The sequence below is a fragment of the Yoonia sp. genome, assembly GCF_036770585.1.
Classification (GTDB): Bacteria; Pseudomonadota; Alphaproteobacteria; order Rhodobacterales; family Rhodobacteraceae; genus Yoonia.
This window is the reverse complement of sequence record NZ_DAIPIW010000006.1, coordinates 37,664-64,613: the sequence shown is the minus strand read 5'-3', so window position 1 is coordinate 64,613 and position 26,950 is coordinate 37,664. Positions and strand designations below refer to the sequence as shown.

28 protein-coding genes are annotated in these 26,950 nt (G+C 64.4%); 11 read left to right on the top strand and 17 right to left on the bottom strand.

All coding sequences use genetic code 11. The features are described from left to right. On the top strand, positions 1-909 hold a 909-nt coding region (locus V7N12_RS02545), incomplete at its 5' end, for a zinc ABC transporter substrate-binding protein (protein ID WP_333712474.1). A gap of 18 nt (positions 910-927) precedes the next feature. On the opposite strand, the gene V7N12_RS02540 is transcribed toward V7N12_RS02545, so the two are convergent. Both V7N12_RS02540 and V7N12_RS02535 read right to left on the bottom strand, forming a co-directional pair. Beyond that, positions 928-2,481, bottom strand: a complete 1,554-nt coding sequence (locus tag V7N12_RS02540; protein ID WP_443089929.1) for a trimethylamine methyltransferase family protein — start codon at positions 2,479-2,481, stop codon at positions 928-930. A gap of 95 nt (positions 2,482-2,576) precedes the next feature. Then, complete coding sequence (locus V7N12_RS02535; RefSeq protein WP_333712470.1) at positions 2,577-3,281, bottom strand: HAD family hydrolase; 705 nt, start codon at positions 3,279-3,281, stop codon at positions 2,577-2,579. 59 nt (positions 3,282-3,340) lie between these two features. On the opposite strand from V7N12_RS02535, the gene V7N12_RS02530 reads away from it, so the two are divergent. Beyond that, the gene (locus tag V7N12_RS02530) at positions 3,341-6,526 is read left to right on the top strand and encodes a reductive dehalogenase (protein WP_333712469.1); all 3,186 of its coding nucleotides are present in this window, start codon (positions 3,341-3,343) and stop codon (positions 6,524-6,526) included. Here the strand turns inward: V7N12_RS02530 and V7N12_RS02525 are convergent. After that, complete coding sequence (locus tag V7N12_RS02525; protein WP_333712467.1) at positions 6,523-6,801, bottom strand: DUF3572 domain-containing protein; 279 nt, start codon at positions 6,799-6,801, stop codon at positions 6,523-6,525. The genes V7N12_RS02530 and V7N12_RS02525 overlap by 4 nt on opposite strands. A 92-nt stretch (positions 6,802-6,893) precedes the next feature. Between V7N12_RS02525 and V7N12_RS02520 the strand changes: the two genes are divergently transcribed. Further along, positions 6,894-8,285 carry a diguanylate cyclase gene (locus V7N12_RS02520; RefSeq protein ID WP_333712465.1) on the top strand — a complete coding sequence of 464 codons (1,392 nt, stop codon included), beginning with the start codon at positions 6,894-6,896 and terminating at the stop codon, positions 8,283-8,285. Here V7N12_RS02520 and V7N12_RS02515 read toward each other — a convergent pair. The 4 genes from V7N12_RS02515 to V7N12_RS02500 all read right to left on the bottom strand — a co-directional run bounded on the left by V7N12_RS02515 (position 8,274) and on the right by V7N12_RS02500 (position 10,242). Beyond that, positions 8,274-8,768, bottom strand: coding sequence for a periplasmic heavy metal sensor (locus V7N12_RS02515; protein ID WP_333712463.1), 495 nt, complete (start codon positions 8,766-8,768; stop codon positions 8,274-8,276). The genes V7N12_RS02520 and V7N12_RS02515 overlap by 12 nt on opposite strands. Further along, positions 8,761-9,123: a hypothetical protein gene (locus V7N12_RS02510; protein ID WP_333712461.1), complete on the bottom strand. Its 363-nt coding sequence runs from the start codon at positions 9,121-9,123 to the stop codon at positions 8,761-8,763. Before V7N12_RS02510 ends, V7N12_RS02515 begins: the two co-directional genes overlap by 8 nt. After that, positions 9,107-9,703, bottom strand: a complete 597-nt coding sequence (locus V7N12_RS02505) for an RNA polymerase sigma factor (protein ID WP_333712459.1) — start codon at positions 9,701-9,703, stop codon at positions 9,107-9,109. Before V7N12_RS02505 ends, V7N12_RS02510 begins: the two co-directional genes overlap by 17 nt. 71 nt (positions 9,704-9,774) lie before the next feature. Continuing rightward, entirely contained in the window at positions 9,775-10,242 is a 468-nt protein-coding gene (locus V7N12_RS02500) for a calcium-binding protein (RefSeq protein WP_333712458.1), read from the bottom strand. Between the two features lie 191 nt (positions 10,243-10,433). Here V7N12_RS02500 and V7N12_RS02495 point away from each other — a divergent pair, with 191 nt between their 5' ends. Then, on the top strand, positions 10,434-10,841 hold the full coding sequence (locus V7N12_RS02495; protein WP_333712457.1) for a DUF983 domain-containing protein: 408 nt from the start codon (positions 10,434-10,436) through the stop codon (positions 10,839-10,841). Positions 10,842-10,847: 6 nt separating this feature from the next. Continuing rightward, on the top strand, positions 10,848-11,525 hold the full coding sequence (locus V7N12_RS02490) for an NUDIX hydrolase (protein ID WP_333712455.1): 678 nt from the start codon (positions 10,848-10,850) through the stop codon (positions 11,523-11,525). Between the two features lie 33 nt (positions 11,526-11,558). On the opposite strand, the gene V7N12_RS02485 is transcribed toward V7N12_RS02490, so the two are convergent. Beyond that, the gene (locus V7N12_RS02485; RefSeq protein ID WP_333712453.1) at positions 11,559-12,431 is read right to left on the bottom strand and encodes a fatty acid desaturase; all 873 of its coding nucleotides are present in this window, start codon (positions 12,429-12,431) and stop codon (positions 11,559-11,561) included. Between the two features lie 98 nt (positions 12,432-12,529). Here V7N12_RS02485 and V7N12_RS02480 point away from each other — a divergent pair, with 98 nt between their 5' ends. Continuing rightward, positions 12,530-13,390, top strand: a complete 861-nt coding sequence (locus V7N12_RS02480; RefSeq protein ID WP_333712451.1) for a helix-turn-helix domain-containing protein — start codon at positions 12,530-12,532, stop codon at positions 13,388-13,390. Here V7N12_RS02480 and V7N12_RS02475 read toward each other — a convergent pair. From V7N12_RS02475 to V7N12_RS02455, 5 genes are all read right to left on the bottom strand, one after another. Continuing rightward, entirely contained in the window at positions 13,387-14,847 is a 1,461-nt protein-coding gene (locus V7N12_RS02475) for a carnitine 3-dehydrogenase (protein ID WP_333712449.1), read from the bottom strand. The two genes, V7N12_RS02480 and V7N12_RS02475, sit on opposite strands and share 4 nt — an antisense overlap. Positions 14,848-14,849: 2 nt before the next feature. Next, positions 14,850-15,113 carry a hypothetical protein gene (locus tag V7N12_RS02470; RefSeq protein ID WP_333712447.1) on the bottom strand — a complete coding sequence of 88 codons (264 nt, stop codon included), beginning with the start codon at positions 15,111-15,113 and terminating at the stop codon, positions 14,850-14,852. After that, positions 15,110-15,631: a lipocalin family protein gene (locus tag V7N12_RS02465; protein ID WP_333712445.1), complete on the bottom strand. Its 522-nt coding sequence runs from the start codon at positions 15,629-15,631 to the stop codon at positions 15,110-15,112. Before V7N12_RS02465 ends, V7N12_RS02470 begins: the two co-directional genes overlap by 4 nt. Continuing rightward, on the bottom strand, positions 15,628-16,542 hold the full coding sequence (locus V7N12_RS02460; protein ID WP_333712444.1) for a 3-keto-5-aminohexanoate cleavage protein: 915 nt from the start codon (positions 16,540-16,542) through the stop codon (positions 15,628-15,630). The genes V7N12_RS02465 and V7N12_RS02460 overlap by 4 nt, the downstream gene beginning before the upstream one ends. Positions 16,543-16,612: 70 nt before the next feature. Next, positions 16,613-17,656 (bottom strand): aldo/keto reductase, encoded by a 1,044-nt coding sequence (locus V7N12_RS02455; protein ID WP_333712442.1) that lies wholly within the window; start codon positions 17,654-17,656, stop codon positions 16,613-16,615. Between the two features lie 129 nt (positions 17,657-17,785). Between V7N12_RS02455 and V7N12_RS02450 the strand changes: the two genes are divergently transcribed. Next, positions 17,786-19,042: an MFS transporter gene (locus tag V7N12_RS02450; protein WP_333712440.1), complete on the top strand. Its 1,257-nt coding sequence runs from the start codon at positions 17,786-17,788 to the stop codon at positions 19,040-19,042. 93 nt (positions 19,043-19,135) lie between these two features. Here the strand turns inward: V7N12_RS02450 and V7N12_RS02445 are convergent, their stop codons facing one another. Continuing rightward, entirely contained in the window at positions 19,136-19,603 is a 468-nt protein-coding gene (locus tag V7N12_RS02445) for an outer membrane protein (protein ID WP_333712438.1), read from the bottom strand. Positions 19,604-19,725: 122 nt separating this feature from the next. On the opposite strand from V7N12_RS02445, the gene metG reads away from it, so the two are divergent. Next, entirely contained in the window at positions 19,726-21,456 is a 1,731-nt protein-coding gene (metG, locus tag V7N12_RS02440; protein ID WP_333712436.1) for a methionine--tRNA ligase, read from the top strand. A 1-nt stretch (position 21,457) separates the two neighbouring features. Here metG and V7N12_RS02435 read toward each other — a convergent pair whose 3' ends face one another. Further along, positions 21,458-22,162: a phosphatase domain-containing putative toxin gene (locus V7N12_RS02435; RefSeq protein WP_333712434.1), complete on the bottom strand. Its 705-nt coding sequence runs from the start codon at positions 22,160-22,162 to the stop codon at positions 21,458-21,460. Positions 22,163-22,315: 153 nt separating this feature from the next. Here V7N12_RS02435 and V7N12_RS02430 point away from each other — a divergent pair, with 153 nt between their 5' ends. Further along, positions 22,316-23,551, top strand: coding sequence for a putative DNA modification/repair radical SAM protein (locus tag V7N12_RS02430; RefSeq protein ID WP_333712432.1), 1,236 nt, complete (start codon positions 22,316-22,318; stop codon positions 23,549-23,551). Continuing rightward, positions 23,552-24,376 (top strand): TIGR03915 family putative DNA repair protein, encoded by an 825-nt coding sequence (locus V7N12_RS02425; protein WP_333712431.1) that lies wholly within the window; start codon positions 23,552-23,554, stop codon positions 24,374-24,376. Here V7N12_RS02425 and V7N12_RS02420 read toward each other — a convergent pair. Further along, a complete protein-coding gene (locus V7N12_RS02420; protein ID WP_333712430.1) occupies positions 24,373-24,726 on the bottom strand; it encodes a hypothetical protein in 354 nt (117 codons plus the stop codon). The genes V7N12_RS02425 and V7N12_RS02420 overlap by 4 nt on opposite strands. 78 nt (positions 24,727-24,804) lie before the next feature. Beyond that, entirely contained in the window at positions 24,805-25,902 is a 1,098-nt protein-coding gene (gene ychF, locus V7N12_RS02415) for a redox-regulated ATPase YchF (RefSeq protein WP_333712428.1), read from the bottom strand. A 148-nt stretch (positions 25,903-26,050) separates the two neighbouring features. Between ychF and trpA the strand changes: the two genes are divergently transcribed. Then, positions 26,051-26,842 (top strand): tryptophan synthase subunit alpha, encoded by a 792-nt coding sequence (trpA, locus tag V7N12_RS02410; protein ID WP_333712426.1) that lies wholly within the window; start codon positions 26,051-26,053, stop codon positions 26,840-26,842. Positions 26,843-26,950 lie beyond the last annotated feature (108 nt).

Sequence of the window (26,950 nt, the reverse complement as noted above, 5' to 3'; positions counted from 1 at the left end):
GGCACCCCTGACCTGCTGCTCCCCCCCGGTGCGGACCCGCATGATTTCGCGCTGCGGCCCAGCGATGCGGCGGCGCTCGACACTGCCGATCTGGTGTTCTGGGTGGGCGAGGCGCTGACGCCATGGCTGGAAGCGCCACTGGAGACGCTGGCACCGGATGCGACCAAGATCGCGCTGATGCAGACCGAAGGCTGGGAGGCTCTGGAATTCCGCGATCTGGCGATGATCGGCGCCAAGGCTGATGATCATGATCACGACCACGGGGATCACGACCACGATCACAGTGATGAACACGCGCATGACGACCATGACCACGATCATAGCGATGATCATGCACATGACGATCATGACCACGATCACGACCACGATCATGACCACGACCATGATCACGGCGCCTTCGACCCGCATGCTTGGGCTGATCCGACCGTCGCGAAGGTCTGGGTCGCCAATATCGCCGAGGCGCTGTCGGTCATCGATCCCGACAACGCGGAAACCTATGCGGCCAATGCCGCCGCAGCCGTCGCGCGGCTCGACACCCTCGATGCCGCGCTGGCCGCCAGACTGGCCACGGTCGCCGGGGCCAGCTACATCCTGCCCCATGACGGCTACCACTACTTCGAGGCGCGCTACGGGCTGACGGCCTCGGGCGCGCTGGCCACCGGCAATGCCGAAACACCGGGTCCGGCGCAGGTCGCCGCGTTGCGTGCGATGATGGCAGACCAGAACATCGCTTGCGTCTTCAGCGACACCTCGATCCCCGACCGCTGGGCTGCCATCGTCGTCGAGGGAACGGCGGCGAACACCGTGCCGCTGGATGTCGTCGGCCTCGGGCTTGCGGCGGGACCCGAGCTTTATGGCGCGATGATGATGCGGCTTGGCGACAGTTTCACCGCCTGTCTCGGCCAGTAGACCGCCGGACCGGACCCGCTAGAAATCCGTCGGTGCGCCGCCTTCCGCCTTGCGGCGCACGACAAAGGCCTCCAGTTCCTCGCGGATGCCTTCGTCCATCGGCGGGGGTTCGAAGCCCGCGATGATGTCCTTGAACAGGCCATGCGCCCGCTCGGGCGTCCAGACAGAGCCTGCGACCTCCCATGCCTCGAAGTTGCGCCAGTCCGAGACGAAGGGCTGATAGAAGGCGCTTTCATAGCGGTCCTGCGTGTGCTGGATGCCGAAGAAATGGCCGTTCGGGCCGACCTCGCGGATCGCGTCGATGGCGATTGCATCGGGCGAGGTATCCACGACCTGCGGTTCCATGTAGCGCTGGATCATCTGCAGGACTTCGCAGTCCATGATGAATTTCTCGGGGCTGGCGATCAGCCCGCCCTCCAGCCAGCCTGCCGCGTGATAGACGATGTTCGTGCCCGACTGCACCGCCGACCAGAGCGAGTTCGAAGTTTCCCACATCGCCTGCCCGTCAGGGACATTGGCCGTACAGACGCCCGAGGCCCGCAACGGCAGGCCATAAAACCGCGCCATCTGGCCGGTCATCTGTGTGGCGCGCATGTATTCCGGCGTGCCGAAAGCGGGGGCACCGGATTTCATGTCCACATTGCTGGTGAAGGTGCCGATCACGCAAGGCGCACCGGGCCGGACATACTGGAACAGCGCAATCGCGCTGAGCGCCTCGGCGATCGACAGCGTGACCGCACCCGCCATCGTGACAGGGGCCATGGCGCCGGCCAAGGTGAAGGGCGTCACGATCACCGCCTGCCCGCGCCGCACACAGCGCAGGCACCCGTCGATCATCGGCACATCGTGCTTGAGCGGCGAGGTCGAGTTGATGTTGGTATACATATGCGGCCTGGCGGCGAAGGCCTCTTCGCTCAGACCGCCCGCGATCTTGACCATCTCCATCACATCCTCGACCCGCTCTTTCCCGAGCGAGTAGGCATGGACGACCTTTTCGGTCAGGGTCAGCTTGTCATAAAGCACATCAAGATGCCGCACCGAGGCATGCACATCGACAGGTTCCACCGGATAGCCGCCTGCAAAATGGATACAATTGAAATACTGCGTCAGCTTCAGCAGGTCCGCGCATTGGGCGCGACTGCCCGAGACCTTCCGGCCGATCTCCAGATCGAAGTAGTTGGGCGGCGACGAGACGTTTCCGAACAGGATATGATTGCCGCCGATGGTGATCTTGCGGTCGGGGTTGCGCGGCGTGATGTCGAACAGCGCGGGCGCGTAGCCCAGCATCTCCATCACCCAGTCGCGGCCCATGCGGACGTTGGTGCCGTTGACGATGCAGCCGGCCTTCTTGAAGAGCACCAGCGCCTCTTCGTTCAGAAACTCGATCCCGATCTCTTCGAGGATGCGCATCGCGCCCTCATGGATCGCCTGCACGCCTGCCGCGTCCAGCGGTTCGGTCGGGCGGTCGGTATTGACCGGCAGACGCCACGGCATCTGCTCGATCGTCGCCGTGCCGCGCCGCGTGGCCGCCCCCGCCCGTCCACCACCGCGCCGCCGCGTTTTTGTCGCCATTTCCGTCATGCTGCCAGTCCCCGCGCCGCCCTTTGGCACAGCTTCGCAGACCCCGAACCCAATGGATGACGGGAAACCGACACAAGCTGTCGGATTCAGGAAGCCAGCAGATTTTCTGCCGCCAGCCATGCGGGAATCTGCCCGATATGCGCAAGCACGACATCGGCAAGCGGGGCGAGGTCGTCTTGCAGGGCCGGTCCCGTCAGGACACCGACGGTGCGCATCCCCGCCGCTCGGCCCGCGTGCAGATCATGGGTGCTGTCCCCGACCATCAGGCAATGCGCAGGATCAAGCGCGACCCTGTCGCAGAACGCCAAAAGCTGTCCCGTCGCGGGCTTTGCCCCGAAGCCGCTGTCATAGCCTGCGATGAAATCGAAGAAATGGGCGACCTCGGCCCGCAAAAGGTGCTGCCGCGCGGGGGCTTCGGCATCATTGGTGGCGATCCCCAGCCTCAGGCCCGACCCGTGCAGTCCGGCGAAATAGGGGCGCAGCGGCACGGCCTCGACCTGCGCGACCATGGCCGACGCGGCGTTCATCCGGTCCAGTAACGCATCCCGGTCAAGGGCCGGCAGGACGGATTGGAACACATCGGCCACCTCGGCCACGGTCGCGGCGATGACGATGCTTCCGGCCTCGAACCGTCCTGCGGCGGCGTCATAGCCCAGCGCCTCTGCCAGACGTGCGAACAGCAGCGGATCACCGCCCGTTTCCTCTGCCAGCATCTGGCGCGCCCAAGCGCCCCATGTGGCGTTGAAGTCGAACAAGGTGCCGTCCTTGTCGAAGATGATGCCCTTGATCATGGTCTGCCTCGTTCTCCTGCCATTGACACCGGACCCCGCCGGACGGACGGTGTCAACCGATGTTGAAACTGCGCTCTTACAAGTCCCGGCCCATGCACCTCGGCCCCTTCCCGCTGGAGGCGCTGCAGCGGCGGAGCCATGTCGATCTTGCGGCGCTGGCACCGATGGCGGGGCTGGCGTTCCGCCGCCCCGAGGACCCGGCGAGTATCGTGAACGCGATGCAGGATTATCAGGCGATGCTGGACGCCACGCGCGACGGCCTTATCAAGCGCGAGATCGCGGACATACCGGACAGCCCGACGGAAAGGGCCAATCATCTCAAGGCTTTCGGCTACTATTGTGATGCGGGCATGGTGGGCACCTGCAAGATCCCGCCCGAGGCATGGTTAGCCGAACCGCTTATCAATCCCGATGTCGCCGGACTGGCCGAGACACTCGGCCGGGTGCAGCCGTCGACCCTTGCAGCGGGGATCGACGTGATCCTTGCGAACCTGCGCGAGGGCATGGCGATGCCACCGCAGGACTGCCGCCACCACACCCATGCCATCGTGTTTCTCTACGATCACCCGCGCGACCCCGATCCGGACGAGACGGGGGCAGACTGGATCAGGGATGCCCTGCCCCACAGGGCCTGTCTGCGGGGCATGGAAACCGCCGTGACGCTCGCCAGCTATATCCGCACGCTGGGTTACGGGGCACGGGCGCATTCGATGGCCGCCAGCGACGTGCATCTGGGCGCGCTTGCCTTGCAGGCGGGACTTGTCGCCGACGAAAGCGGCGTGCTGCGCAATCCTTTCACCGGTGACCGCTATGGCCTTGCGGCGGTCACCACGACGCTGGAACTGACCGCGGACCAACCGCTGGCCCCGCATCAGAAACCACCCGCCAGCTACCGGACCGGGCTTGGCGCCCATGCCAAATCCGCCCGCACCCGCGATCCCTTCGCCAAGCGCGACTACCACCGCGGCCCGCATCCCTTCGAGACCCTGAAACGCGTGGACGCCCCCACGACCTATATCGACCGCGCCAATGTCGCGCGCGTGCCCAAACGCGCCAACATGTTCGCGCGCGGCCTGTTCGGCGACCTTGGCAAACCCGTGCAGGAGGCGACGAAGAACGGCAATTTCGTGCGCAAATCGGCCTCGGCCTTCGCCTTTCGCACGACACTCGGGGCCTTCGTGCTGCTGCAAAACGGGACCCCCGCACCGGACCGCGTTGAAAACACGCCCGCGCGGAACGCCGCCAATATCAAGGCCGCCCTCTATTTTCTCGGTGTCGATGCCGTGGGGCTCAGCGCCTGTCCCGATTTCGCCTATTACAGCCACGACGCCAAGGGCGACCCGATCACCCCCTATCACGCGCACGCCATTTCCATGATCATCGATCAGGGGCACGAGACCATGGAGGGCGCATCGGGCGACGACTGGATCGCCTGTGCGCAGTCCATGCGCGCCTACCTGCGGTTCTCGCTTTTGGGCGGGGTGCTGGCGCAACACCTGCGCAATCTGGGATACGAGGCACGAGTCCATTCGGCGATGGATGAAGAGGTCCTGCACCCGCCGCTTTTGCTGCTGTCCGGTCTGGGCGAGGTCAGCCGCATCGGCGAGGTGATCCTGAACCCTTTCCTCGGACCGCGCCTGAAATCCGGTGTGGTCACCACCGACATGCCGATTGCCCATGACAGGCCCATCGACTTCGGCCTGCAAAGGTTCTGCGAGGCCTGCAACAAATGCGCCCGTGAATGTCCCTCGGGGGCGATCACGGCGGGGCCGAAGCTGATGTTCAACGGCTATGAGATCTGGAAGTCCGACAGCCAGAAATGCACCACCTATCGCGTCAGCCAGAAGAACGGCGCGATGTGCGGGCGCTGCATGAAAACCTGCCCGTGGAACCTTGAGGGTCTCTTCGCCGAGGCCCCGTTCCGCAAGCTGGCGATGACCGTCCCGCAGGCGGCCAAGGCGCTGGCGAAACTGGACGACAGATTGGGCAAGGGCCGCATCAATCAGGTCAAGACTTGGTGGTGGAACCTCGAGATGGAGGACGACGGCGCCTACCGCCCCAGCCGCCATCCGGTAAACCGGCGCGATCTGCAAACAGGCCTTGACCTGCGCTATGCGGACCAGACCCTTGCGGTCTATCCCGCACCGCTTGCCCCGCCGCCCTACCCTTGGCCCTTCCCGATGGACCGCGAGGCGGGGATCGCGGCCTATCAAGCGATGATCACTGCCAGGGAACACAAGGCGCGGCGGGCCGCAGGGCAGCCGCCTGAACATATCTACGCCCCCGCGCCGGGCCACTCGCCCGTGATTGCCGTCGTCATCACCAAGGCCGAAAAGATCAGCGAGACGGTGACGAAATACGAATTCGCCCTGCCCGACGGTGGTGACCTGCCGCCCGCCACCGCAGGTGCGCATATCGACGTGGTGATCGCCCCCGAGTTCTTCCGCCAGTATTCCCTGTCCGGCGACCCTGCCGACCGCAGCACATACCAGATCGCGGTCCTGCGCGAGGATGCGGGGCGCGGCGGGTCAAAGCTGATGCACCGCATCTTTACCGAAGGGCGGCGGGTCTTCGTCTCGCACCCCATCAACCATTTTCCCCTGGTCGAGGATGCCACACGGACGCTGCTCTTCGGTGGCGGCATCGGCATCACCCCGATGATCGCCATGGCGCACAGGCTGCACGCCATCGGCGCGGATTTCGCCCTGCACTACAGTATCAGGACAAGGGCCGAGGCTGGGTTTCTGGGTGATCTTGCAGCCATGCCCTGGGCCGATCGCGTGAGCCTGCACATCTCTGCCGAAGGGTCGCGCGCAGCACTTGCCACCCTGACCCGCTACACCAGGGGCGCGCATATCTACACCTGCGGGCCGGACGCCTATATGGCCGCGGTCATGGCCGCGGCAGAGGCCAATGGTTTCCCCCAAGAGGCGCGGCATCTGGAATATTTCGCGGTGCCTGACCTGCCCGATTACACGAGCCACGCCTTCACGCTGGCCTTGCGCGACGGGCGGCAAATCGCGGTCGCCGCTGATCAAAGCGCCTCGGAGGCGCTGATCGGCGCGGGCGTCGATGTAGATGTGAAATGCAGCGACGGGCTCTGTGGTGTCTGCAAATGCGGGGTGGTGGCGGGCAAGGTCGAGCACCGCGACTTCGTCCTGTCACAGGCGCAACGCGAAACCACGATGATCCTGTGCCAAAGCCGCGCGGCGGACCCTGACGGCGTGGTGCGGATCGACCTTTAGGTCCAGCTGACCTGCTCGGCCCCCGGCAGGGCATAGCGGGCACGCAATGGCTGATCGTAGGCCAGACCGACCGAATCACAAAAGGCGACGACCCAGGCGTCATCCATCGTGATGAACTCCAGCACCGAGGCCTGAAAATCGGGATCGGCGGCACGGGCGCGCAGGTCCTGTTCCGACCCCCCCGTCGCGCCCAGAAAGACAGGGCAAAGCGCGTCGTTGCCGACAAGCCAGGCGAGGGCCTGAAGGGCGATGATCTCGGCACGGTCGGCGTTCATGCGCTGTCCTCTGCGATTGGAAAGAATTTCTTAACCTGTCTTGGCGAGACTGTGGCCCAGACGATGGACGACAGCCAGAAAGGTTGCAACGGATGACAGCGCGAATTCTGATCGTGGATGCGGTGCCGACGAACCGCATCGTGCTTAAGGTCAAGATGCAGACCGCACAGTTCCGCGTCACGGCCTGCGCCACGCGGATCGAGGCGGAACAGGCGATGATGCAGCACCGGCCCGACCTGATGCTGATCAACCTGTCCAGCATCGGCGCTGATCTCTTTGCCTTTTGCCGCGGGCTGCGCGACAACCCGGTGACGCGCGGACTTGCGATCATTGCGATGGGTGGCGCCGATACCGCACGGGCCAGGTTTGCGGCACTTGATGCCGGGGCGGATGACGTGCTGCCGGCCCCGGTGGAAGATGCCTATCTGCTGGCGCGGATCAGATCGCTGTTGCGGATCAAAAGCGCCGGACAGGAACTTGCCTTGCGTGAAAGCACCAGCCGCGCGCTTGGCTTCGACGATGCGCGCAGCCCGTTTTCGCGCACGGCCAAGATCCGCTTTGCACAGGACACGGGCGAAAAGATGCCAAGGGCCTTTGCCCAACTGGCCGAGGCCTGGGGACCCACCTTTCAGACAAGCGACATACGGGCTTTGCTGGCGCTGGGCGAAGATGCACCAAGGCCCGATCTGGTGATCCTCGACCTGCGCAAGACCACCCAAACCAATATGCCGCGCTTCGATCTGGTGTCCGAACTGCGCTCGCGCACGGCGACCCGCCTTTCGGCCCTCATGGTCATCCTGCCCCGCGATGGCCGGTCCGAGGCGGCGATGCACCTTGATCTGGGTGCAGAGGATGTCGTTTTCGCCGATGTCAGCGGCGCAGAACTGGACCTGCGCATCCGCGCCCTCGTCGGGCGCAAGCTGCAACAGGACGGTTTGCGCGCCACCGTGCGCGACGGGCTGCAGGCGGCGCTGACCGATCCGCTGACGGGACTTTACAACCGCCGCTATCTGATGCCGCACCTGACGCGCATGGCGGAAGAGGCGTTGAGTTCCGAAAGGCAGTTCGCGGTGATGATGATCGACATCGATCACTTCAAGGCGATCAACGACACCCATGGCCATGCGGCCGGTGATCAGGTGCTTGTGGGGCTTGCGGATCGGTTGCGCGACAACCTGCGCGCGGTCGATCTCTTGGGTCGCATCGGCGGGGAAGAGTTTCTGGTCGCCATGCCGCAGACCACGGCGAAACAGGCGCGGCTGGCCGCAGACAGGTTGCGGCGGATCATCGGCAACACACCCTTCGCCATCGGCGAGGGTGCCGGCAGCATCCATGTATCCGTCTCGGTCGGGGTGGCCGTCAGCGATGCGGGCACCACACCTGACCTGCCGCTGACGCAGCTTTGCTCTTGCGCCGATCGCGCGCTCTACCGCGCCAAGACCGCAGGCCGCAATCAGGTCGCCATGTCACAGTCAGCCGCCTGAGGGGCGCAGACCGCGCCCCGGGGCGCGCTCCATCTGTTCGGCGAGGGCGGCGGCGAAGGCGGCACGCCTTTCGGGGGACATGGTCATGATGGTGGTCAGCAGGGCCTCTTGCGCGCGCAATTGCAGCCGGGCCACATCGGCAGCCTGTTGCGCGAAGATGGCGCGCAACAGGTCGGCATCAAGCGGTTCGGTTTGCAGCACCGCAATCATCTCGGCCACGCGCCCGCGCGGGTTGACATCGCGCAGGACACGCGCCTGCCGCAGCATCCGGCCCACCTCGCGCCGTTCCTGCCGGTCGAGCGCCTGCGCGACCGGCCCGATCCCAAGATCGAAACTGCGCGGCGACCCGTCGCCTGTCCGGCCCGAAAGCACCGTACCGGCCACCACACCGGCCACCGCAAGGTTCAACGCAAGCGAAAGCACCAGCACGATCTGCCACAGGCGGGCGGGCCCGGGTCTGCGGGCGGGGTCCGGATCAGCCATCTGCGAATTCTCCTGCACTCAGCCCCAGATCATAGGGGACCAGCGGCACCGCCACGGTCGTCCCCAGGATATCCGCCGTCACATCCGCGACCGGCGCAGGCGGGGCGACGCCGATCCAGACACCTGCGACCGTGGCAGCCGCAAGCCCGCTGACCGCAGGCCAGCCACCCAAGGCCACCAGCATCCGCGACCACAGACCGGGGGGCGCCGGCCTTGCAGTTTGTGTCGCAAGACCCGCCTGCACCGCATCGGCATCCGCCAGAACCCGCGCCACAAGATCGTCCTGTGGCGTCGCGCGGTCCCCTTGCGCGCGGGCAAAGAGGTCTTCCAAAAAGTCGTCATTCGGGCGTGTCATCGCCATACCCCAGTTCTGCCTTCCGTCCCGCCAGCAAATCGGCCAAGGCGCGTTTCCCGCGTGCTGTCAGACTTTCCACGGACCGCACGCTGATGTCCATGATCTGTGCGATTTCGGGGTTCGATAACCCCTCCAGATGCCGCAGCGCCACCGCCTGCGCCTGCCGTTCCGGCAGCGCCGCCAGCCCTTCGGCAAGGGCGGTCATGCGCCGGTCGTCCTGCATCCGCGCCGCGACACTCGGGCTGTCGTCCGGCGGTTCGGGCACCTGATCCAGCCCGATCCCGCCACGCCGCCTGCGCAGACGGTCGGTGCACAGATTGGCCACAACACGGTAAAGCCATGTGCTGACCTGTGCCTCGTCCTGCCGCCAGTCCCGCGCGACCTTCCAGAGGCGCAACATCGCCTCTTGCGCCACATCCTCGGCCTCGCTGCGCGAGCCCAGCATCCGCGTCGCTTGCCCCAGCACCCGCGGCAACAGGCGCGCGGTCAGGACCCGCGCGGCCTGCGGCTCGCCATTGGCGAAGGCGACCAGCAAGGCGGCATCGGATACGGCCGCAAAGGGATCGGTTCCGGCGTTCATCGTCAGCGGTGCTAGCCCTTATCCCACCTTCACGCAATCGGGCGGGGGCACCATGCCCCCGCCGGTCGCCGCTAGCCGCGATCACGCGGGCCATGGCCACGCTCACCGCGCCGCGCGGCCATGCGTTCCTTGACGGCCTGAAACTCTTCCTGGCTGATCATACCGTCACCATCGGCATCCACACGGTCGAACATCCGCGCCGCGCGGTCACCGCCACGGCCCGGCATCTCGTCGATTTGCAACATGCCATCGCCGTTGGCATCGAAGCGAGCGATCATCCGGTCAGCGCGCTCGGCGGCGCGCTGACCGGCGGCGGCAATCATCTCTTCCGCCGACAGCGCGCCGTCGCCATTCGTGTCCATATCGGCAAAGCGGGCCGCGCCCTGCGCCTGCAACTCTTCCAGCGAGAGCATCCCGTCGCCGTTCAGATCAAGTGTCGCGAAATCAAGACGCGCCTCGCCCCGACCCTGCGCAAAGGCAGCGCCCGCCGCAATGACCAGACCTGCAACGACCGTTGCCAGCAAAATTTGACGTTTCATGTGGGTGTCCTTTTTCCTTGTTGCCGGGCAGCAATCCAAGCTGCCGATAGTCTTCCAACGCGGTGCGGGGGCGTTTCCGTCGCTTGTGTCGCAAATATTTTCACAGCCCCGGCCGCGCCATATCCGCGCGCCCTCTTTCCTTTGGGGTGCGGTTGGTTCATGTGCTGAAGGGGCGAAAGGAAGCTCCACCCATGACACATACCCAAACGCACGCCGAAACGCATGACGCCGAACGCCCGACCGGTCAGGCCGTGCTGCGCGGATTGCAGTGCCGCTGTCCGCACTGCGGCAAGGGCCACATTTTCGCGCGTTACCTGAAGGTCGCCGATACCTGCCCCGCGTGCGGGGAAGAGTTGTTTCACCATCGCGCCGATGACGGACCGGCCTATCTGACGATCCTTGTGGTCGGGCACATCATCGGTTTCGTCATCCACTTCATGTGGGTCCAGTTCCGGCCCGAGCCCTTGACCATGGCGATCACCCTCTCGGTTCTGGCGGTCGTCCTGTCGCTGGCGCTTTTGCCGCGCATGAAGGGGATGGTCGTCGGCATCCAATGGGCGCGGCGGATGCACGGGTTCGGCGGTCCGGAACGGGGCTAGGATCGGATGGACAAGACCGGTATCCGCGACGCATCGACCATCATCGTGCTGCGGGACCGTGACACGCGACCAGCGGTGCTGATGGGCCAGCGCGGGGATAGAGCCGCCTTCATGCCCGGCAAATTCGTCTTTCCGGGCGGTGCTGTCGACGCAAACGACCACGATCTGCCGGCCTCTCCCTTGAACCCTGTGGACCGGACACGGCTTCTTGGCGAAAGCACGGTTCCGCCCGAGGCTCTTTCTGCAGCTGCCATCCGCGAGTTGTGGGAGGAAACCGGCCTGCTTCTGGGCCAGCCGCAACACTGGCCCGATCCGCCGCAGGGCTGGCGCGGATTTGCCGGCACCGGGCATATCCCGCACCTGTCCGCGCTGACCTTCTTCTTTCGTGCTGTCACCCCGCAAGGTCGCCCGCGCCGTTTCGATGCGCGGTTCTTTCTGGCTGACGCCGCCGCACTCGCCAGTGATCCCGACGATTTCTCCGGTGCCGAGGATGAACTTTCGCATCTGCAATGGGTGCCCCTGTCCGAGGCCCGCAGGTTCGATCTGCCCTTCATCACGCAGGTCGTCCTTGCCGAGCTGGTCAGCCATATCGCAAACGGCGCTGCGCTGGCGTCAGTCCCTTTTTTCCGCAACGATGACGAGGCGCATCTGGTCAGCCGTCTCGGCGGGCGCCCGCCCTTGTAAGGCAATGGGACCGCTGATGCCCGATCACCTGCGTCACCGTCGCCAAAGCGGATGCGCCACGGGGTCTTTGGCGCGCAGGAAATAGCGGCGGAACACCTCGCCGTAGGAGGCGTAGAAATAGCCGCCGTTGCGCCGCAGATAGTGATCCTTGCGCTTGGCATAAAGGGCGGGCAGCGCGAACCACGGCACGCGCGGGTGCATGTGATGGACCACGTGCAGGTTGTTGTTGAGAAACAGGAACCCCAGAATCCCGCCCTTTTCGACGATGACGCTGCGCCCGCTGGCGCGTTCGTGCGCCTGATGTTCAAGGTAGGTGCGCACCTTGAGGATCGCCATGCCGATATAAGCCGCGATCAGGTAGGCCCAGACCGGCATGGGCGAGAGGACGACCACCCCGACAACCGCCGCCACCGCCGGCACATGCCACAGCCAGCCGCGGACGACGGCAGCATCAGGCATACGCCACTCTGACAGCAGGAAGGCCACGGTTCCGATCAGCGGCCCCAGCGTCACGCGCCCCAGCACGGTGTTGTTGATGGCCAGCACCATCCGCGCCCAGCGCGGCAAACGGTCCCATGTGCCGCCATCCAGAAAGTTGCTTTCGGGATCGTCGTAGGGATCGGTGATCACCTCGTCATGGTGGTGGGCAAGATGTGTCGCCTTGAAGCGCGGGTATGGGACTGTCAGCATCAGCGGCGGCCAGATCAGAAGATCGTTCAGCCACTGACGCTGAAAGGGGTGTCCGTGGATCACCTCGTGCTGCAATGATGCATGCAAGGCAATCGCGACACCTCCAGAAACGATGCCGAAGGTGAGTGGAAGCCACCACAACGCGAGGCCCCATGCGGCGTAGCAGACCACAATCAAAACTATTGTCGGCCACTCTGTTCCGACTTGGTTTGTCATGCGTTTCTGTCCCATGGCGTGCAGAGTAGGGGATCACGCACCCGTGAACCATTTGGAGACTAGTTCACAAAAGGCCGCAGATGTGATTATTATCTGCAATGATGCATAAACTCGACAAACGGCAGAGGGCACAGATGCTCCGCGACCGCCTGCGGCAGGCAATGTCGCTGACCGGCATGACGCAAAGCGACCTTGCGCGTCAAACGGGTGTGGATCGGTCCACCTTGTCGCAGCTTCTGAAGGACACCGGCGCGCGGGTGCCCAACGGCCAGCTTGTGGCGGAATGTGCGGCCGCACTTGGGGTCAGCGCGGACTGGCTCTTGGGGCTGTCGGATCGACCGGAACGCGCCGCGGACCTTGTCGCGACGGCCATCGCCATGACCGAGGCCCCCCGCGCCATGGTCGATGATCAGATCTTCGCGTGGCATCAAGAGGCGGCGGGATACAAGATCCGCCATGTGCCCGCCGCCCTGCCCGACATGCTCAAGACCGAGGACATGCTGCGCTGGGAGTATGCGCCGTCACTGGGCAAGACGATCGATCAGGCCATCGGCGCGGCCCGTGACCGTCTGAACTGGATGCGCAGTGCGCGCTCGGACTACGAAGTCGCGATCCCGCTGTCCGAGCTGGAGAATTTCGCCAGCGGGACGGGCTACTACAAGGGCCTGCCCGTGCATATCCGCTGGACCGAGCTTGCGCACCTGCGCGACCTGCACAGCCAGCTTTACCCGACCCTGCGCCTGCACCTTTTCGATGACCGCAAGCTCTTTTCGGCGCCCATCACCGTCTTCGGCCCGCTGCTGGCGGTCATCTACATCGGGCGCAATTATCTGGTGTTCCGCGATACCGAAAGGGTCGCGGCGATCACCGCGCATTTCGACCAGCTGGTGCGCGAGGCCAGCGTCAGCCAGCGCGATCTGGCAGGCTACCTGAACGGGCTGATCACCTCGGTCGGCTAACCTTTGACGCCTATGGCCTTGCCTGCACCCTCGGGGCGCGGCAGGGCGGTGTGGGCGCTTGCGACACGCGCCAGAGTGCCGGCCACATGCGGCGCGGGATCACAGGCGCGGCGGGTTTCGAGACTGACGTGCACCAGCATGTGTTCCCCCGTCGCCAGTTCGCGGTCGCCCTGATACATGCGGTGGAACAGGTGCATCTTCTTGCCTTCGCCCAGCAGCACCTGCGTTTCGACGCGGATCACGGCCCCGGCATGGACCTCGTCCAGATGGCGGATATGGGTTTCGACGGTGAAATAGCTGCCGCCTGTGGCGATATAATCCGCATCGCACCCCACCAGCAGCATCATCCGGTCGGTCGCATCACCGAAGGCCTGCAGATAGCGGGCCTCGTTCATATGGCCGTTGTAGTCGGTCCAGTCGAGCGGCACGGCGCGTTCCACCGTCACGATGGGCCGGGTCAGGTCATCGGGCAGCGCAGGCACACCCGCGACGCGGGCGTCCTGCGCATTCAGCAGCTTGCCCGCCCCCCAGTCCTGCGCCTTCAGACCGCGCAGGATGGTGACAAGGTTGGTGTCGCGGGTGCGTTCTAGCTCGCGGATGGAATACATGCCGGACTGCGCGTCCGACTGCCCCGCCACGGCGTCGATCAGGTCGTCCGTCAGTTCCGGCACATCCATCAGCTTGGTCCATGGCCATGACAGGCAGGGGCCGAACTGTTCGATGAAATGGCGCATCCCCGCCTCGCCACCGGCGATGCGGTAGGTCTCGAACAGGCCCATCTGCGCCCAGCGCAGCCCGAAGCCATAGCGGATCGCGTTGTCGATTTCCGTCGTCGTGGCGATGCCATCCTTGATCAGCCAGAGCGCCTCGCGCCAGACGGCTTCGAGGAAACGGTCGGCGATATGGGCGTCGATCTCGGCGCGGACATGCAAAGGATACATGCCGATGCCGGTCAGGATATCCTTGGCCCTTTGGATCAGTTCGGGCGGGTTTTTGTCGGTCGGGACAAGTTCGACCAAGGGGAGCAGATAGACCGGGTTGAAGGGATGCGTGACAATGATCTGTGCGGGGCGCGTGGCGCAGTCCTGCAATTCGGAAGGTTTGAAACCGCTGGTCGAGGACCCGATGATCGCACCTTCGGCGCAATGTTCCTGCAAGGTCTGATAGACCTTGTGCTTCAGCGCCAGACGCTCGGGCACGCTTTCCTGTATCCAGTCGGCGCCATCGACAGCCGCCGACATGGTGTCGTGGAAACGCAAGGTGCCTTCGGGTGGCAGGGCCACATCCGACAGCCCCGGCAGCGACCGGCGCGCATTGGCCAGCACCTCAATGATCTTGCGCTGTGCCTCTGGGTCGGGGTCAAAGACGCGCACGTCCCAGCCCATCAACACAAAGCGGGCAGCCCAGCCGCCGCCGATGACGCCACCACCGATGATGGCCGCCGTGCCCTTTTGCATGGTCAGGTTCCTACGGGATTTTCGGGATGGTCGAATTCATCCGCCGGCACAGGCTCGCCCCGCACTTGAGGATCGCAGGCCACCATATTCGTATTGCTGTCACGGATGATCAGACCGCCACGGGCGCGGCAATCCTCGAAGGTCATCCGGCCGCCGATCACCAGAAACTCGCGCATGCCGCCATTGGGTGCGCCGCCTGGCCCCATCGCACCGGTCCCGTCGCAGGCGGCAAGGGCCAGAATACTGCCGAAGATAAGTTTTCTCACTGTGCAACCTCCTCTAACTGGCTCAGGTCATAGCCGTTGAAGGCCAGAATATCACGCGCCGCCTGCAAACGGTCGGCACGAATCCGAGGTGTGCGGTTCAAAATCCACCCCGCCCGCCCGTTGGGCGCCCCGACAACAGCGGTCTGATAGTCCTCGTCCGTCCAGAGCACCCAGTAATCCCCCACCACGAAGGGCACCGAGGCAAAGCGGACCTTCAGCCGCGCAGGCGCCACGGGGGTCGCCGTGCCTTCGATGCGCGCCCTTTCGGACCCATCGGGATTGCGGCAGATATTCAGGACCGAGACCGTGCCGTCGTCCCGAAGCGCATATTCGGCAGTCACCCCGACGCAGCCCGCCTCGAAGGGCACGGGGAAGCGGGCGACCTCGTACCAGAGACCCATGTAGCGTTCCACATCGAAGACCGCCTTCGAGGAAATCGGCACATCCGTATCGCGGTAGACGGTCAGCACACCGCATCCGGTCAGGACCAGCAGGGCCGCAAGAACCAGCCCCCTCATGCTGTAACCGGCGCGCGTTTGGTCAGGCCTAGCCTGGCACGGACCGCATCCGGCCCGATCACACGTGCCCCGAGGTTTTCGATGATCCCGACAGCCCGCTCGACCAATTGCGCATTGGTGGCCAGCACGCCGCGATCCAGCATCAGGTTGTCTTCCAGCCCGACACGCACATTGCCCCCCGCCAGCACGGATGCGGCCACATAAGGCATCTGGTGGCGCCCCAGCGCGAAGGCCGAAAAGGTCCAGTCGGGGGGGACATTGTTGACCATCGCCATAAAGGTATTGAGATCATCCGGCGCGCCCCAAGGCACGCCCATGCAAAGCTGCACCAGGGCCGGACCGTCGAGGATGCCGTCCTTCACCAGTTGCTTGGCATACCACAGATGGCCTGTATCAAAGGCCTCGATCTCGGGCTTGACACCCAGATCGGTCATCATCCGCCCCATCGCCTGCAACATGCCCGGCGTGTTGGTCATGACATAGTCGGCCTCGGCGAAGTTCATCGTGCCGCAATCGAGCGTGCAGATTTCCGGCAGACATGCGGCGACATGGGCGACACGCTCGGTCGCGCCCACCATATCGGTGCCGGCAACGGGCGGCAGCGGGGTTTCGACGCCGCCGAAAATGATGTCGCCGCCCATGCCTGCGGTCAGGTTCAGGACAACGTCCACCTCCGCCTCGCGGATACGCTCGGTCACCTCGCGATAAAGGGCCACGTCACGGCTCGGCTTGCCGGTTTCGGGGTCACGCACATGGCAATGCACGATGGCCGCACCCGCCTTGGCGGCATCGATCGCGCTGTCGGCGATCTGCTTGGCTGAACGCGGCACATGCGGGCTTTTGTCCTGCGTCGATCCCGACCCCGTCACAGCGCAGGTGATGAAGACCTCGCGGTTCATTTGCAGCGGCATGGCAGCCTCCCCCTTGTTTGACCGCGAGCCTTGCCGAAATCCGGCGCGGTCTCAAGGGGGAACTGTCAGCCTAATAGGGCATCGGATGCGCCTTGTGGACCGCGTCGATCCCGGCCACAAGGTCATCCGACAGCATGACATCCTTGCCCGCAAGGATCTGTTCAAGCTGCGCCGCCGTGGTGGCCCCGAAGATCGCCGAAATCGGGAAGGGCCGCGTCCGCTGCCAGGCCATCGCCATATGCACCGGGTCCAACCCATGTTCCGCCGCAAGGTCGAGATAGGCCTGCGCCGCAGGCCAGAGCCGTTCGGTCACGCGCCCGCCCAGATTGCCGTTGATCGACATCCGGCTGCCTTCGGGCACCTGACCGTTCTGGTATTTGCCCGTCAGCACGCCACAGGCCAGCGGCGAGAAGGACAGCAGGGTCACATCCTCGTTCACCGCCATTTCGGCCATGTCGGTGTCGTAAAGCCGGCACAGAAGCGAGTATTCGTTCTGCACGCTCGCCATGCGCGGCAGACCGGCCGCCTCGGCCAGATCGACCCATTTGGTCATGCCCCATGCACTTTCGTTGGACATGCCGATGGCGCGGATCTTGCCCGCCTGCACCGCCTCGCCCAGTGCCTCCAGCACATCCATCATGTGATCCAACGTCTGCTGGCGGTTCTGGCCGGAAGGATCGAACGTCCAGTTCTGGCGGAACATATAGGACTCGCGCATCGGCCAGTGCATCTGGTAAAGGTCGATCACATCGGTCTGCAACCGCTTCAGCGACTGATCGACCGTCTGCCGGATCACGTCACCATCATAGCCGTGCCCGTCGCGCACCCAGCCCGGGTTGTCGCCCGACACTTTGGTCGCCACCACGATCTCGTCCCGCCGTCCGGTTCTGGCGATCCAGTTGCCGATGACCTCTTCCGAGCGGCCCACGGTCTCGGCTCTGATCGGGTTGACGGGATACATCTCGGCGGTGTCGAGAAAATTGATCCCCGCATCGAGGCACATGTCGATCTGGCGGTGCGCGTCGTCCTGGGGCGTCTGATTGCCATAGGTCATCGTGCCCAGGCACCATTCGCTGACCATGATATCCGTGCGACCAAGGGGGAGTTTTCTCATCTGTCTTCCTATCGTTGACATGCCGCGCAGACCCTAGTGGGATGCCGCCCAAGGGCAAGGGGGCAAAGACGACACGGATTTGTCGAAAAGCCACTAGTCCTGTGGGGTTGAACCGCATAGGCCGCTTGTATGCGCATGATGATTTCCTTTGCGGCCCTGTTTCTCTCGGTCACGCTGCTGCAACTCTCTTCCGGAGGCGTCGGTCCGCTCGATGCGCTGACGGGGCTGGATGTGGGGTTCAGCCAGACCGAGGTCGGCTTTCTGGGATCGGCGCATTTCGTGGGGTTCTTCATCGGCTGCTGGTGGGCGCCGCGCCTGATGGGCGATGTGGGCCACAGCCGGGCCTTCGCCGCCTTCACCGCGATGGGGGCCATCGGGCTGGCGGCCCATGTGGTGGTGATCGACCCGGTGGCATGGGCGATCTGCCGGATCGCCTCGGGCATCTGCGTGGCGGGCTGCTATACGGTGATCGAGGCCTGGTTGCAGGCCAAGGTCACCAACGAAACGCGCGGGCGCGCGATGGCAAGCTACCGGATCGTCGATATCGGCGGGTCGTTCGTGGCGCAGTTCATGATCGGGGCGCTGGCCACGCTGGAAACCTATATCGCCTACAACCTGCTGACGATCCTCTGCTGCGCCTCGCTGCTGCCGCTGACGCTGACGCGGCTGCCGCAACCCCAAACCCCCAAGGCGACGCGCCTGCGTCCGAAACTGGCGTGGCGGTGCTCGCCCATGGCGGTGGCGGCGGTGCTGGTCGCGGCGCTTTCGGGGGCATCGTTCCGGATGGTCGGCCCGATCTACGGACAAGAGGTCGGCCTGAACGCCAGCCAGATCGGGACCTTCCTTGCCGCCTACGTCGCGGGCGGCGCGCTGGCGCAATACCCCGTGGGCTGGCTTGCGGACAAATACGACCGGCGCTGGGTGATGGTCTGGCTGTCGGTCGCGGCGATCGTCTCTTGCATCGCGACGGTTGTGACCGCAGACCTCGGCACGACCAGCATCTTTCTGGCGGCATTCCTTTTCGGAACGACGACCTTTCCGATCTATTCGGTCGCCACCGCCCATGCCCATGACTTTGCGACCTCGGACGAGAGGGTGGAATTGTCAGCCGCGCTGATGTTCTTTTACGCTGTGGGCGCCATCGCGGCCCCGCTGACCAGTTCGGCCCTGATCGAGGGCTTCGGCCCCGCCGCCCTGTTCTATCTGATCTCGGTCGGGCATGTGGCGCTGATCGTCTTTGCGGCCTGGCGGATGCGGGTCAGGCGCGCCCCCGAAGGCAGGACACGCTATGTCTACGCGCCGCGCACCAGCTTTCTGATCGGGCGGCTTCTGGGCCGCAGCCGCGAACCCGAGGCACCGCAGGACGATCGCCCCTCGCAAAGCTGATCTGTCTTCTTTCTCCCGGGACACTCCCGCCGGAGGCATCCGCCCCCGCAGGCCGGCACCGCATCGGGTGTGATCGGGACGATCGGTCAGCGGTCAGAAATTGAACACGACCCCGACACGGGTCGTCGTGATGCCGGCCGCAAAGGCGTCATCCACGAAATCACGGATGAATTCGCCCCGCAGGCTCAGGCGGTCCGTCAGGTCGCGCTCGGCGCCGAGCAGGGCGTGATAGCCGCCGTAATTGGTATCGTCGAAGTAATACTCGGTGATCCCGCCACCGGCACGTAAGGTGTAATGCCCCCAGTCATAGCTGACCCAGCCGCGCACACGGGCCGTGTCATAGTCGGCGTCACCCCCCGCGCGCAGGCCATATTCGGCCTCGGCACCGACACCGACCGGACCGGCATCAAAGCCCATGCCCGCGATCCCCGAGATCACCACCTGCGTGTCGCCATCATGGGGCAGCATGTAATCGACGCTGCCACCGACATAGACATCCTGCGCCGATGCGGCATGACCCGTCAGCGTCAGGGCGGTGGCAAGGATCAGGCGCTTCAGCATCGGGGTCCACCAGAGGATTCGCTTATCCCTCGAATATAGGGATGGATCACCCGCCTGACCAGCCTCTGGCATCTGCCCCCTCACCCCGCTAGAACGCCAGACAAACCTGCAAGGACATGTCCATGGCCCGCCATCTGATCACTTCCGCCATTCCCTATATCAACGGGATCAAGCATCTCGGCAATCTTGTCGGCAGCCAGTTGCCCGCCGACCTTTACGCCCGCTACCTGCGTCAGCGTGGCCACGAGGTCCTGTTTCTCTGCGCCACCGACGAACACGGCACCCCGGCCGAGCTTGCCGCCGCCAAGGCGGGCAAGCCGGTGGCGAATTACTGCGCCGAGATGCACGCCGTGCAGGCCGAGATCGCCGATGGCTTCCGTTTGTCCTTCGACCATTTCGGCCGCTCTTCCAGCCCGCAGAACCACAGGCTGACGCAAGCCTTCGCGGGACGTCTGGCCGAGATGGGCCTGATCCGCGAAGTCGATGAAGAGCAGATGTATTCCATCGCCGATGGCCGCTTTCTGCCCGACCGCTATATCGAGGGCACCTGCCCCAACTGCGGCTTCGAGAGCGCCCGTGGCGACCAATGCGACAACTGCACCAAGCAGCTTGACCCCACCGACCTGATCAACCCCTATTCGACCATCTCGGGGTCGCGCGATCTGGAGGTGCGCAAGACCAAGCATCTCTACCTGCGCCAGTCGGCCCTGAAGGACGATCTGGCCGCATGGATCGACAGCAAGACAGACTGGCCGATCCTGACCACATCCATCGCCAAGAAATGGCTGAACGATGGCGACGGCTTGCAGGACCGCGGCATCACCCGCGACCTCGACTGGGGGATTGCGGTCAAAAAGGGGACCGAGGACTGGCCCGGCATGGAAGGCAAGGTCTTCTACGTCTGGTTCGACGCGCCCATCGAATACATCGCCTGCGCGCAGGAATGGCAGGACGCAGGCAAGGGCAGCGACTGGGAACGCTGGTGGCGCACCGACAAGGGCGCGGATGACGTGACCTACACCCAGTTCATGGGCAAGGATAACGTGCCGTTCCACACCCTCTCCTTCCCCGCCACGATCCTTGGATCACAAGAGCCGTGGAAGCTGGTCGATTACATCAAGTCGTTCAACTACCTCAACTATGATGGCGGCCAGTTCAGCACCTCGCGCGGGCGCGGCGTCTTCATGGATCAGGCGCTGGAGATCCTGCCCGCCGACTACTGGCGCTGGTGGTTGCTCAGCCATGCGCCCGAAAGCTCGGATGCGGAATTCACATGGGAGAATTTCCAGACCGATGTGAACAAGGACCTTGCCGATGTCTTGGGCAACTTCGTCAGCCGGATCACCAAGTTCTGCCGGTCGAAATTCAGCGAAGCTGTGCCGGCGGGCGGCAGCTATGGCCCTGCCGAGGACCGGTTGATCGCCGATCTGACCACCCGCATCCGCGCCTATGAAGGCTGCATGGACCGGATCGAGGTGCGCAAGGCCGCCGCCGAGTTGCGCGCGATCTGGGTCTTGGGCAACGAATACCTGCAAGCCAACGCCCCCTGGACCACCTTCAAGACTGATCCAGAGACAGCAGCCATGCAGGTGCGCCTCGCCCTGAACCTGATCCGCATCTACGCGGTGCTCTCGGCGGCTTTCATTCCCGACGCGGCCAAGACGATGATCGACGCGATGCAGACCGATGATAAGAGCTGGCCCGCCGATGTGGCCGCAGCGCTGCAGACCCTGCCCGCTGGTCACGCCTTTACGGTGCCCGAGAACCTCTTTCGCAAGATCACCGATGAAGAACGCACGGACTGGGCGGCGCGTTTCGCAGGCAAGCGGGACGAGGCGGCGGCAACCCCCTGACCTAGCGCCAGCCCTGCCACCATTTCAGGGATGCCTGTTTGGCCGCGAAACTTGTGATCAGCGCGTCGCGGTCATACTCGTCCCTGATCCAGTCGACGATGTCGATGGGCGACCTGGCGTTTCTTGCGGCGTAGACGTCGAAGAAGTGGTCCAAGATCCCCGTCGCCGAACGACGGATATGCAGATAGCGCAGCGACAACTGCCGCATCGCGGTCTCGACCGGTTCGCCGCGATGAATCATCAGATAAAGCACCGAGACCAGACCGGTGCGGTCAGCGCCGGATTTGCAGTGGATCAACACCGGTTTTTCCAGGGTCTCGAAGGCTGTGACCAGTTGCAGAAGCTTGTCGCGCTTGGGGGCCTGACGCGCTGAAAGCGAGACCGTGACCAGCGTCAGACCCAATTGCCTGCAGCTTTCGGCCTCCAGCACGTTCGGCGCCTCGTGCAGGGCCCCGCGCAGGTTCAGGATGGTCTTGATGCCGCGCGCCCGATAGGCGGCAAGGCGTTTGTGATCGGGATGGTTCGACCGATAGACGCCGGGCGCCACCGTGCTGAAGTTGTGCCAGAGCGCGCGAAGAATCCCGTGATCAACCCATGTCGCAAGGCGCTGCGCGCGGCGACGTTTTGCGGGCGTGGACAGGTCACCGTCGAACGACCCGCGCAGGGCGCGTTCTTTGCCTTCCAGATGCTGGACCAGTCGTTTCATGCACGCCTTCCTGCGACACCAGACCGGCGGATGCCCCAAAGCAGGCCGCATTGCAAGATCAACGCCACGGCGGGCGGCCCGGGTGCGTGCCAAAATGTATCACCCCGGCGAAGCCGACTTGCCGAACCGGAAACAAGAACATAGCATGAACATATGCCGACGCTTTCTCTCAAAGACAAACTCGCGATTCTGTCCGACGCCGCCCGTTATGACGCCTCTTGCGCGTCCAGCGGCACCGCGCGGCGCGACAGCCGCGACGGCAAGGGCCTTGGCTCGACCGAAGGGTCGGGCATCTGCCACGCCTATGCGCCGGATGGGCGGTGCATCAGCCTGCTGAAGATCCTGATGACGAATTTCTGCATCTACGACTGCGCCTATTGCATCAACCGCGTCTCGTCGAACGTGGCGCGCGCGCGGTTCTCGGTGGACGAGGTCGTGCAACTGACCATCGAATTCTACCGCCGCAACTATATCGAGGGGCTGTTTTTGTCCTCGGGCATCATCCGGTCGCCCGACGACACGATGGCGGCGATGGTCCAGATCGCCCGCCGCCTGCGCGAGGTCGAGCATTTTCGCGGCTATATACACCTGAAAACCATTCCAGACGCCGCCCCCGAGCTGATCGAACAGGCGGGTCTCTATGCGGACCGCCTGTCGATCAATGTCGAACTGCCGACCGAGGCCAGCGTCAAAGCCTATGCCCCCGAAAAGAACCCCGCCACGATCCGCAAGGCGATGGGCGATGTGCGCGCCCTGAAAGAGGCCGCATCCGAGAAAAGCCATAGCGGCAAGCGCGGCAAACGCTTTGTGCCTGCGGGGCAATCGACCCAGATGATCGTCGGTGCCGACAGGGCGACGGATGCCACGATCCTTGGGCAATCGACGCGGCTTTACGGTGACTACAAGCTCAAGCGGGTCTATTATTCGGCCTTTTCACCGATCCCCGATGCAACCGCCAAACTGCCCCTGATCAAACCGCCGCTGATGCGCGAACACCGGCTTTATCAGGCCGACTGGCTGTTGCGGTTCTACGGCTTTGCCGTGGACGAGATCACCGCCGCGCGCCCTGACGGCAACCTCGACCTGGAGGTCGATCCGAAACTGGCCTGGGCGCTTCAGAACCGGCACCTTTTTCCGGTGGATGTGAACCGCGCCCCGCGCGAGATGCTGTTGCGCGTGCCCGGTTTGGGCACCCGCAGTGTCGGGCGCATCCTGACAACTCGCCGCCACCGGACCCTGCGCTACGCCGACCTGCAACGCCTTGGTGCGTCGCTGAAGAAGGCGCGCGCCTTCATCACCACCCGTGACTGGTCGCCCGGCGGTCTGACCGACAGCGCGGACCTGCGCGCCCGCTTTGCCCCGCCCCCCGAACAATTGAGCCTTTTCTAGATGTTCACCGTCCCCCTGCCCCGTGTCGGAACGGATACCGCATGGCGCGATGCGGCGCGGCGCCTGCTGGCTGCGGCGATCCCGCCCGAGGATATCCTGTGGGACTTCGAGGGGACAGCCTCGGGGCTTTTTGCCACGCAGACCCCGCTGCCTCCCGCGACGCGGCGGATCAAGGTGCCGCAAAGCTATGTGGCACTTGCCGATACGGTCGTCTGGCACAAGGACCCGCAGCGCTTTGCCCGCCTCTATGCGTTTCTCTGGCGGTTGCGGTATCAGCCGGGCCTGATGGGCGACCGCGCGGACCCCGACCTTGCAAAGCTGCGCCAGATGGAAAAGGGCGTGCAGCGCTGCAAACACAAGATGAAGGCCTTTGTGCGGTTCCGCGACCTGCGGCAAGGCGGCGCAAGGCGCAGTTTCGCGGCATGGTTCGAGCCGACCCACCACACGGTCGAGCCTACCGCCCCGTTCTTCGCCCGCCGCTTTGCCGATATGGACTGGATGATCGCCACACCGGACGTGACCGCGCAATTCGTCGACGGCAACCTGTCGTTCCACCCCGGCCAGCCGCGGCCGGACCTGCCCGAGGATGCCGCCGAAGACCTTTGGGGCACCTACTTTTGCAACATCTTCAATCCCGCAAGGTTGAAGGTGCAGGCGATGACCTCGGAGATGCCCAAGAAATACTGGAAAAACCTGCCCGAGGCCCGGCACATCGCGGGCCTGATCGCCGGGGCAGAGGCGAAGGTGCAGCAGATGCACCAGACCGCACCGACACTGGCCCCGAAACGGGCCGAGGCGATCAGGCGTCAGTTGAAAGGCGATTAGGCGTCGCGGCTGCCCAGATAGGCGCATTTGTAGTCGATCTCGGAAATCCGCGCGATCCGTGCGACCTCTTGCCGGACCTCTGCCGCGACGCCCAGCCCCGACCCGATCCCGCCGGTGCTTTCGCGGCGAAAGCGCGCCTCGGCCTCAAGGATTTCACCATCGACGTAGTTATGCGCGCGGGCGCCATTCGCGCCGGGCACGCAGGCATAATTGCGCAGGGTCACACCATCGGCACTGCGATAGCTGACCTGTTGCCGGTCAGGAAAGGACTGCCCCGTCATACCGGTGCTGTTGCAGGCGGCAAGGCCCGCCAGAAGTGTTGCGGCGATGGATAGGCGGAACAGGGTCATGATCATCCTCCTGAGATGGCCGCAACAGGATGCAAAGCCATTGGGGCAGAGTTATGTCCGCACCGTGCAACGCCCGCGTCAGGTGTTGAACAGGAAGTGCATCACATCGCCGTCCTTGACGATGTAGCCCTTGCCCTCGGCCCGCATCTTGCCGGCTTCCTTGGCGGCCTGTTCGCCGCCCAGGCTGACGAAATCCTGAAAGGCGATCGTCTCGGCGCGGATGAAGCCCTTTTCGAAATCCCCGTGGATGACGCCCGCGGCCTGCGGCGCGGATGTGCCTTCGAGAATGGTCCAGGCGCGCGCCTCTTTCGGGCCCACCGTGAAATAGGTCTGCAGATGCAGCAGCGCATAGCCCGCGCGGATAAGCCGGTCGAGACCGGGTTCTTCCAGCCCCATCTCGGACAGGAACATCGCGGCCTCTTCCGCGTCAAGCTGGCTGATCTCTTCCTCGATCCGGGCAGAGATCACCACATGGGAATTGCCTTGCGCGGCGGCCATTTCGGCCACGCGGGCGGACTGGCTGTTGCCTTTGGCGGCACTTTCTTCCTCGACGTTGCAGACGTAGAGCACCGGCTTGGTGGTCAGCAGTTGCAGCATCTTCCATGCCTTCGCGTCGTCCGTGTCGACCTTGACCGTGCGGGCGGGCTGGCCCTGTTCCAGCGCGGCCTGCGCGGCCTCGAGCAGGCGCACCTGCTGCACCGCATCCTTGTCGCCGCCACGCACCTTGCGGACGAGGTTCTGAAGCCGCTTCTCGATGCTTTCGAGGTCAGCCAGCATCAGCTCGGTCTCGATCACCTCGGCATCCGTCACCGGATCGACGCGACCATCCACATGGGTGATGTCGTCATCCTCGAAACAGCGCAGCACATGGGCGATGGCGTCGCATTCGCGGATATTGGCCAGAAACTGGTTGCCCAGACCCTCGCCCTTGCTGGCGCCTTTCACCAGACCCGCGATATCCACGAAGGTCATCCGCGTGGGAATGATCTGTTTGGATTGCGCAATCGCGGCCAGCTTGTCGAGGCGCGCATCCGGCACCGCGACCTCGCCCACGTTGGGTTCGATCGTGCAGAAGGGAAAGTTGGCAGCCTGCGCGGCGGCCGTCTTGGTCAATGCGTTGAAGAGGGTCGATTTGCCCACATTCGGCAGACCCACGATGCCCATCTTGAAACCCATGCCAGCACTCCTTTGCAGCTTGCCGCGCTTCTAGGGTGTGGCGACCTGCCCCGCAAGGCGTCTGATGGCCGGAAAAGACAGCCGCAGCCATTGATTTTCCGAACGCCATCAAGCAAACCATCCCGAGTTTTTGAGGACGGACCCAGTCATGAGCAGAATCGACGCCAAATTCGCGCAGTTGCGGGCGGAAGGGAAAAAAGCCTTCGTCGCCTACGTCATGGCGGGCGACCCCGACTATGCCAAGGGACTCGAGATCGTCAAAGGCCTGCCGGGTGCAGGCGTGGACATCATCGAACTGGGGATGCCCTTTACCGACCCGATGGCCGATGGCGAGACGATCCAGCTTGCCGGTCAGCGCGCGCTGGCAGGCGGGCAGACGCTGGAAAAGACGCTCGACTATGCGCGCGCGCTGCGCAAGACGGACAATACGACACCGATCGTGATGATGGGGTATTACAACCCGATCTATTCGCGCGGGGTGGATCGGTTTCTCGACGATGCGGTCGCTGCGGGGATCGACGGGCTGATCATCGTGGACCTGCCGCCCGAAGAGGACGACGAGCTTTGCCTGCCCGCGCAGGCGAAGGGGATCAACTTCATCCGGCTTGCAACGCCGACGACCGACGACAAGCGCCTGCCCAAGGTTCTCGAAAACACCTCCGGCTTCGTCTACTACGTCTCGATGACGGGGATCACCGGAACGGCCGATGCGCAAAGCACCGAAGTGGCGCCCGAAGTGGCCCGGATCAAGTCGAAGACCGACCTGCCCGTGATCGTCGGCTTCGGCATCAAGACGCCCGAGGCCGCCGAGGCCATCGCCTCTGTCGCCGACGGGGCGGTCGTGGGGTCGGCCATTGTGGCGAAGATCGGCGCGGGCGAAAGCACGCAAGACGTGCTGGCATTCGTCGCCTCGCTTGCCGAGGGCGTGCACCGCGCCTGACCTGCCAGATCATCTGCGGTCTGCACAGCCGGTGCAGCGGCTATGCACAATCCCGACTTGCGCGAAATTCCCCAATCGGTAATGTTTCATTACCAATTCAAGGATTTT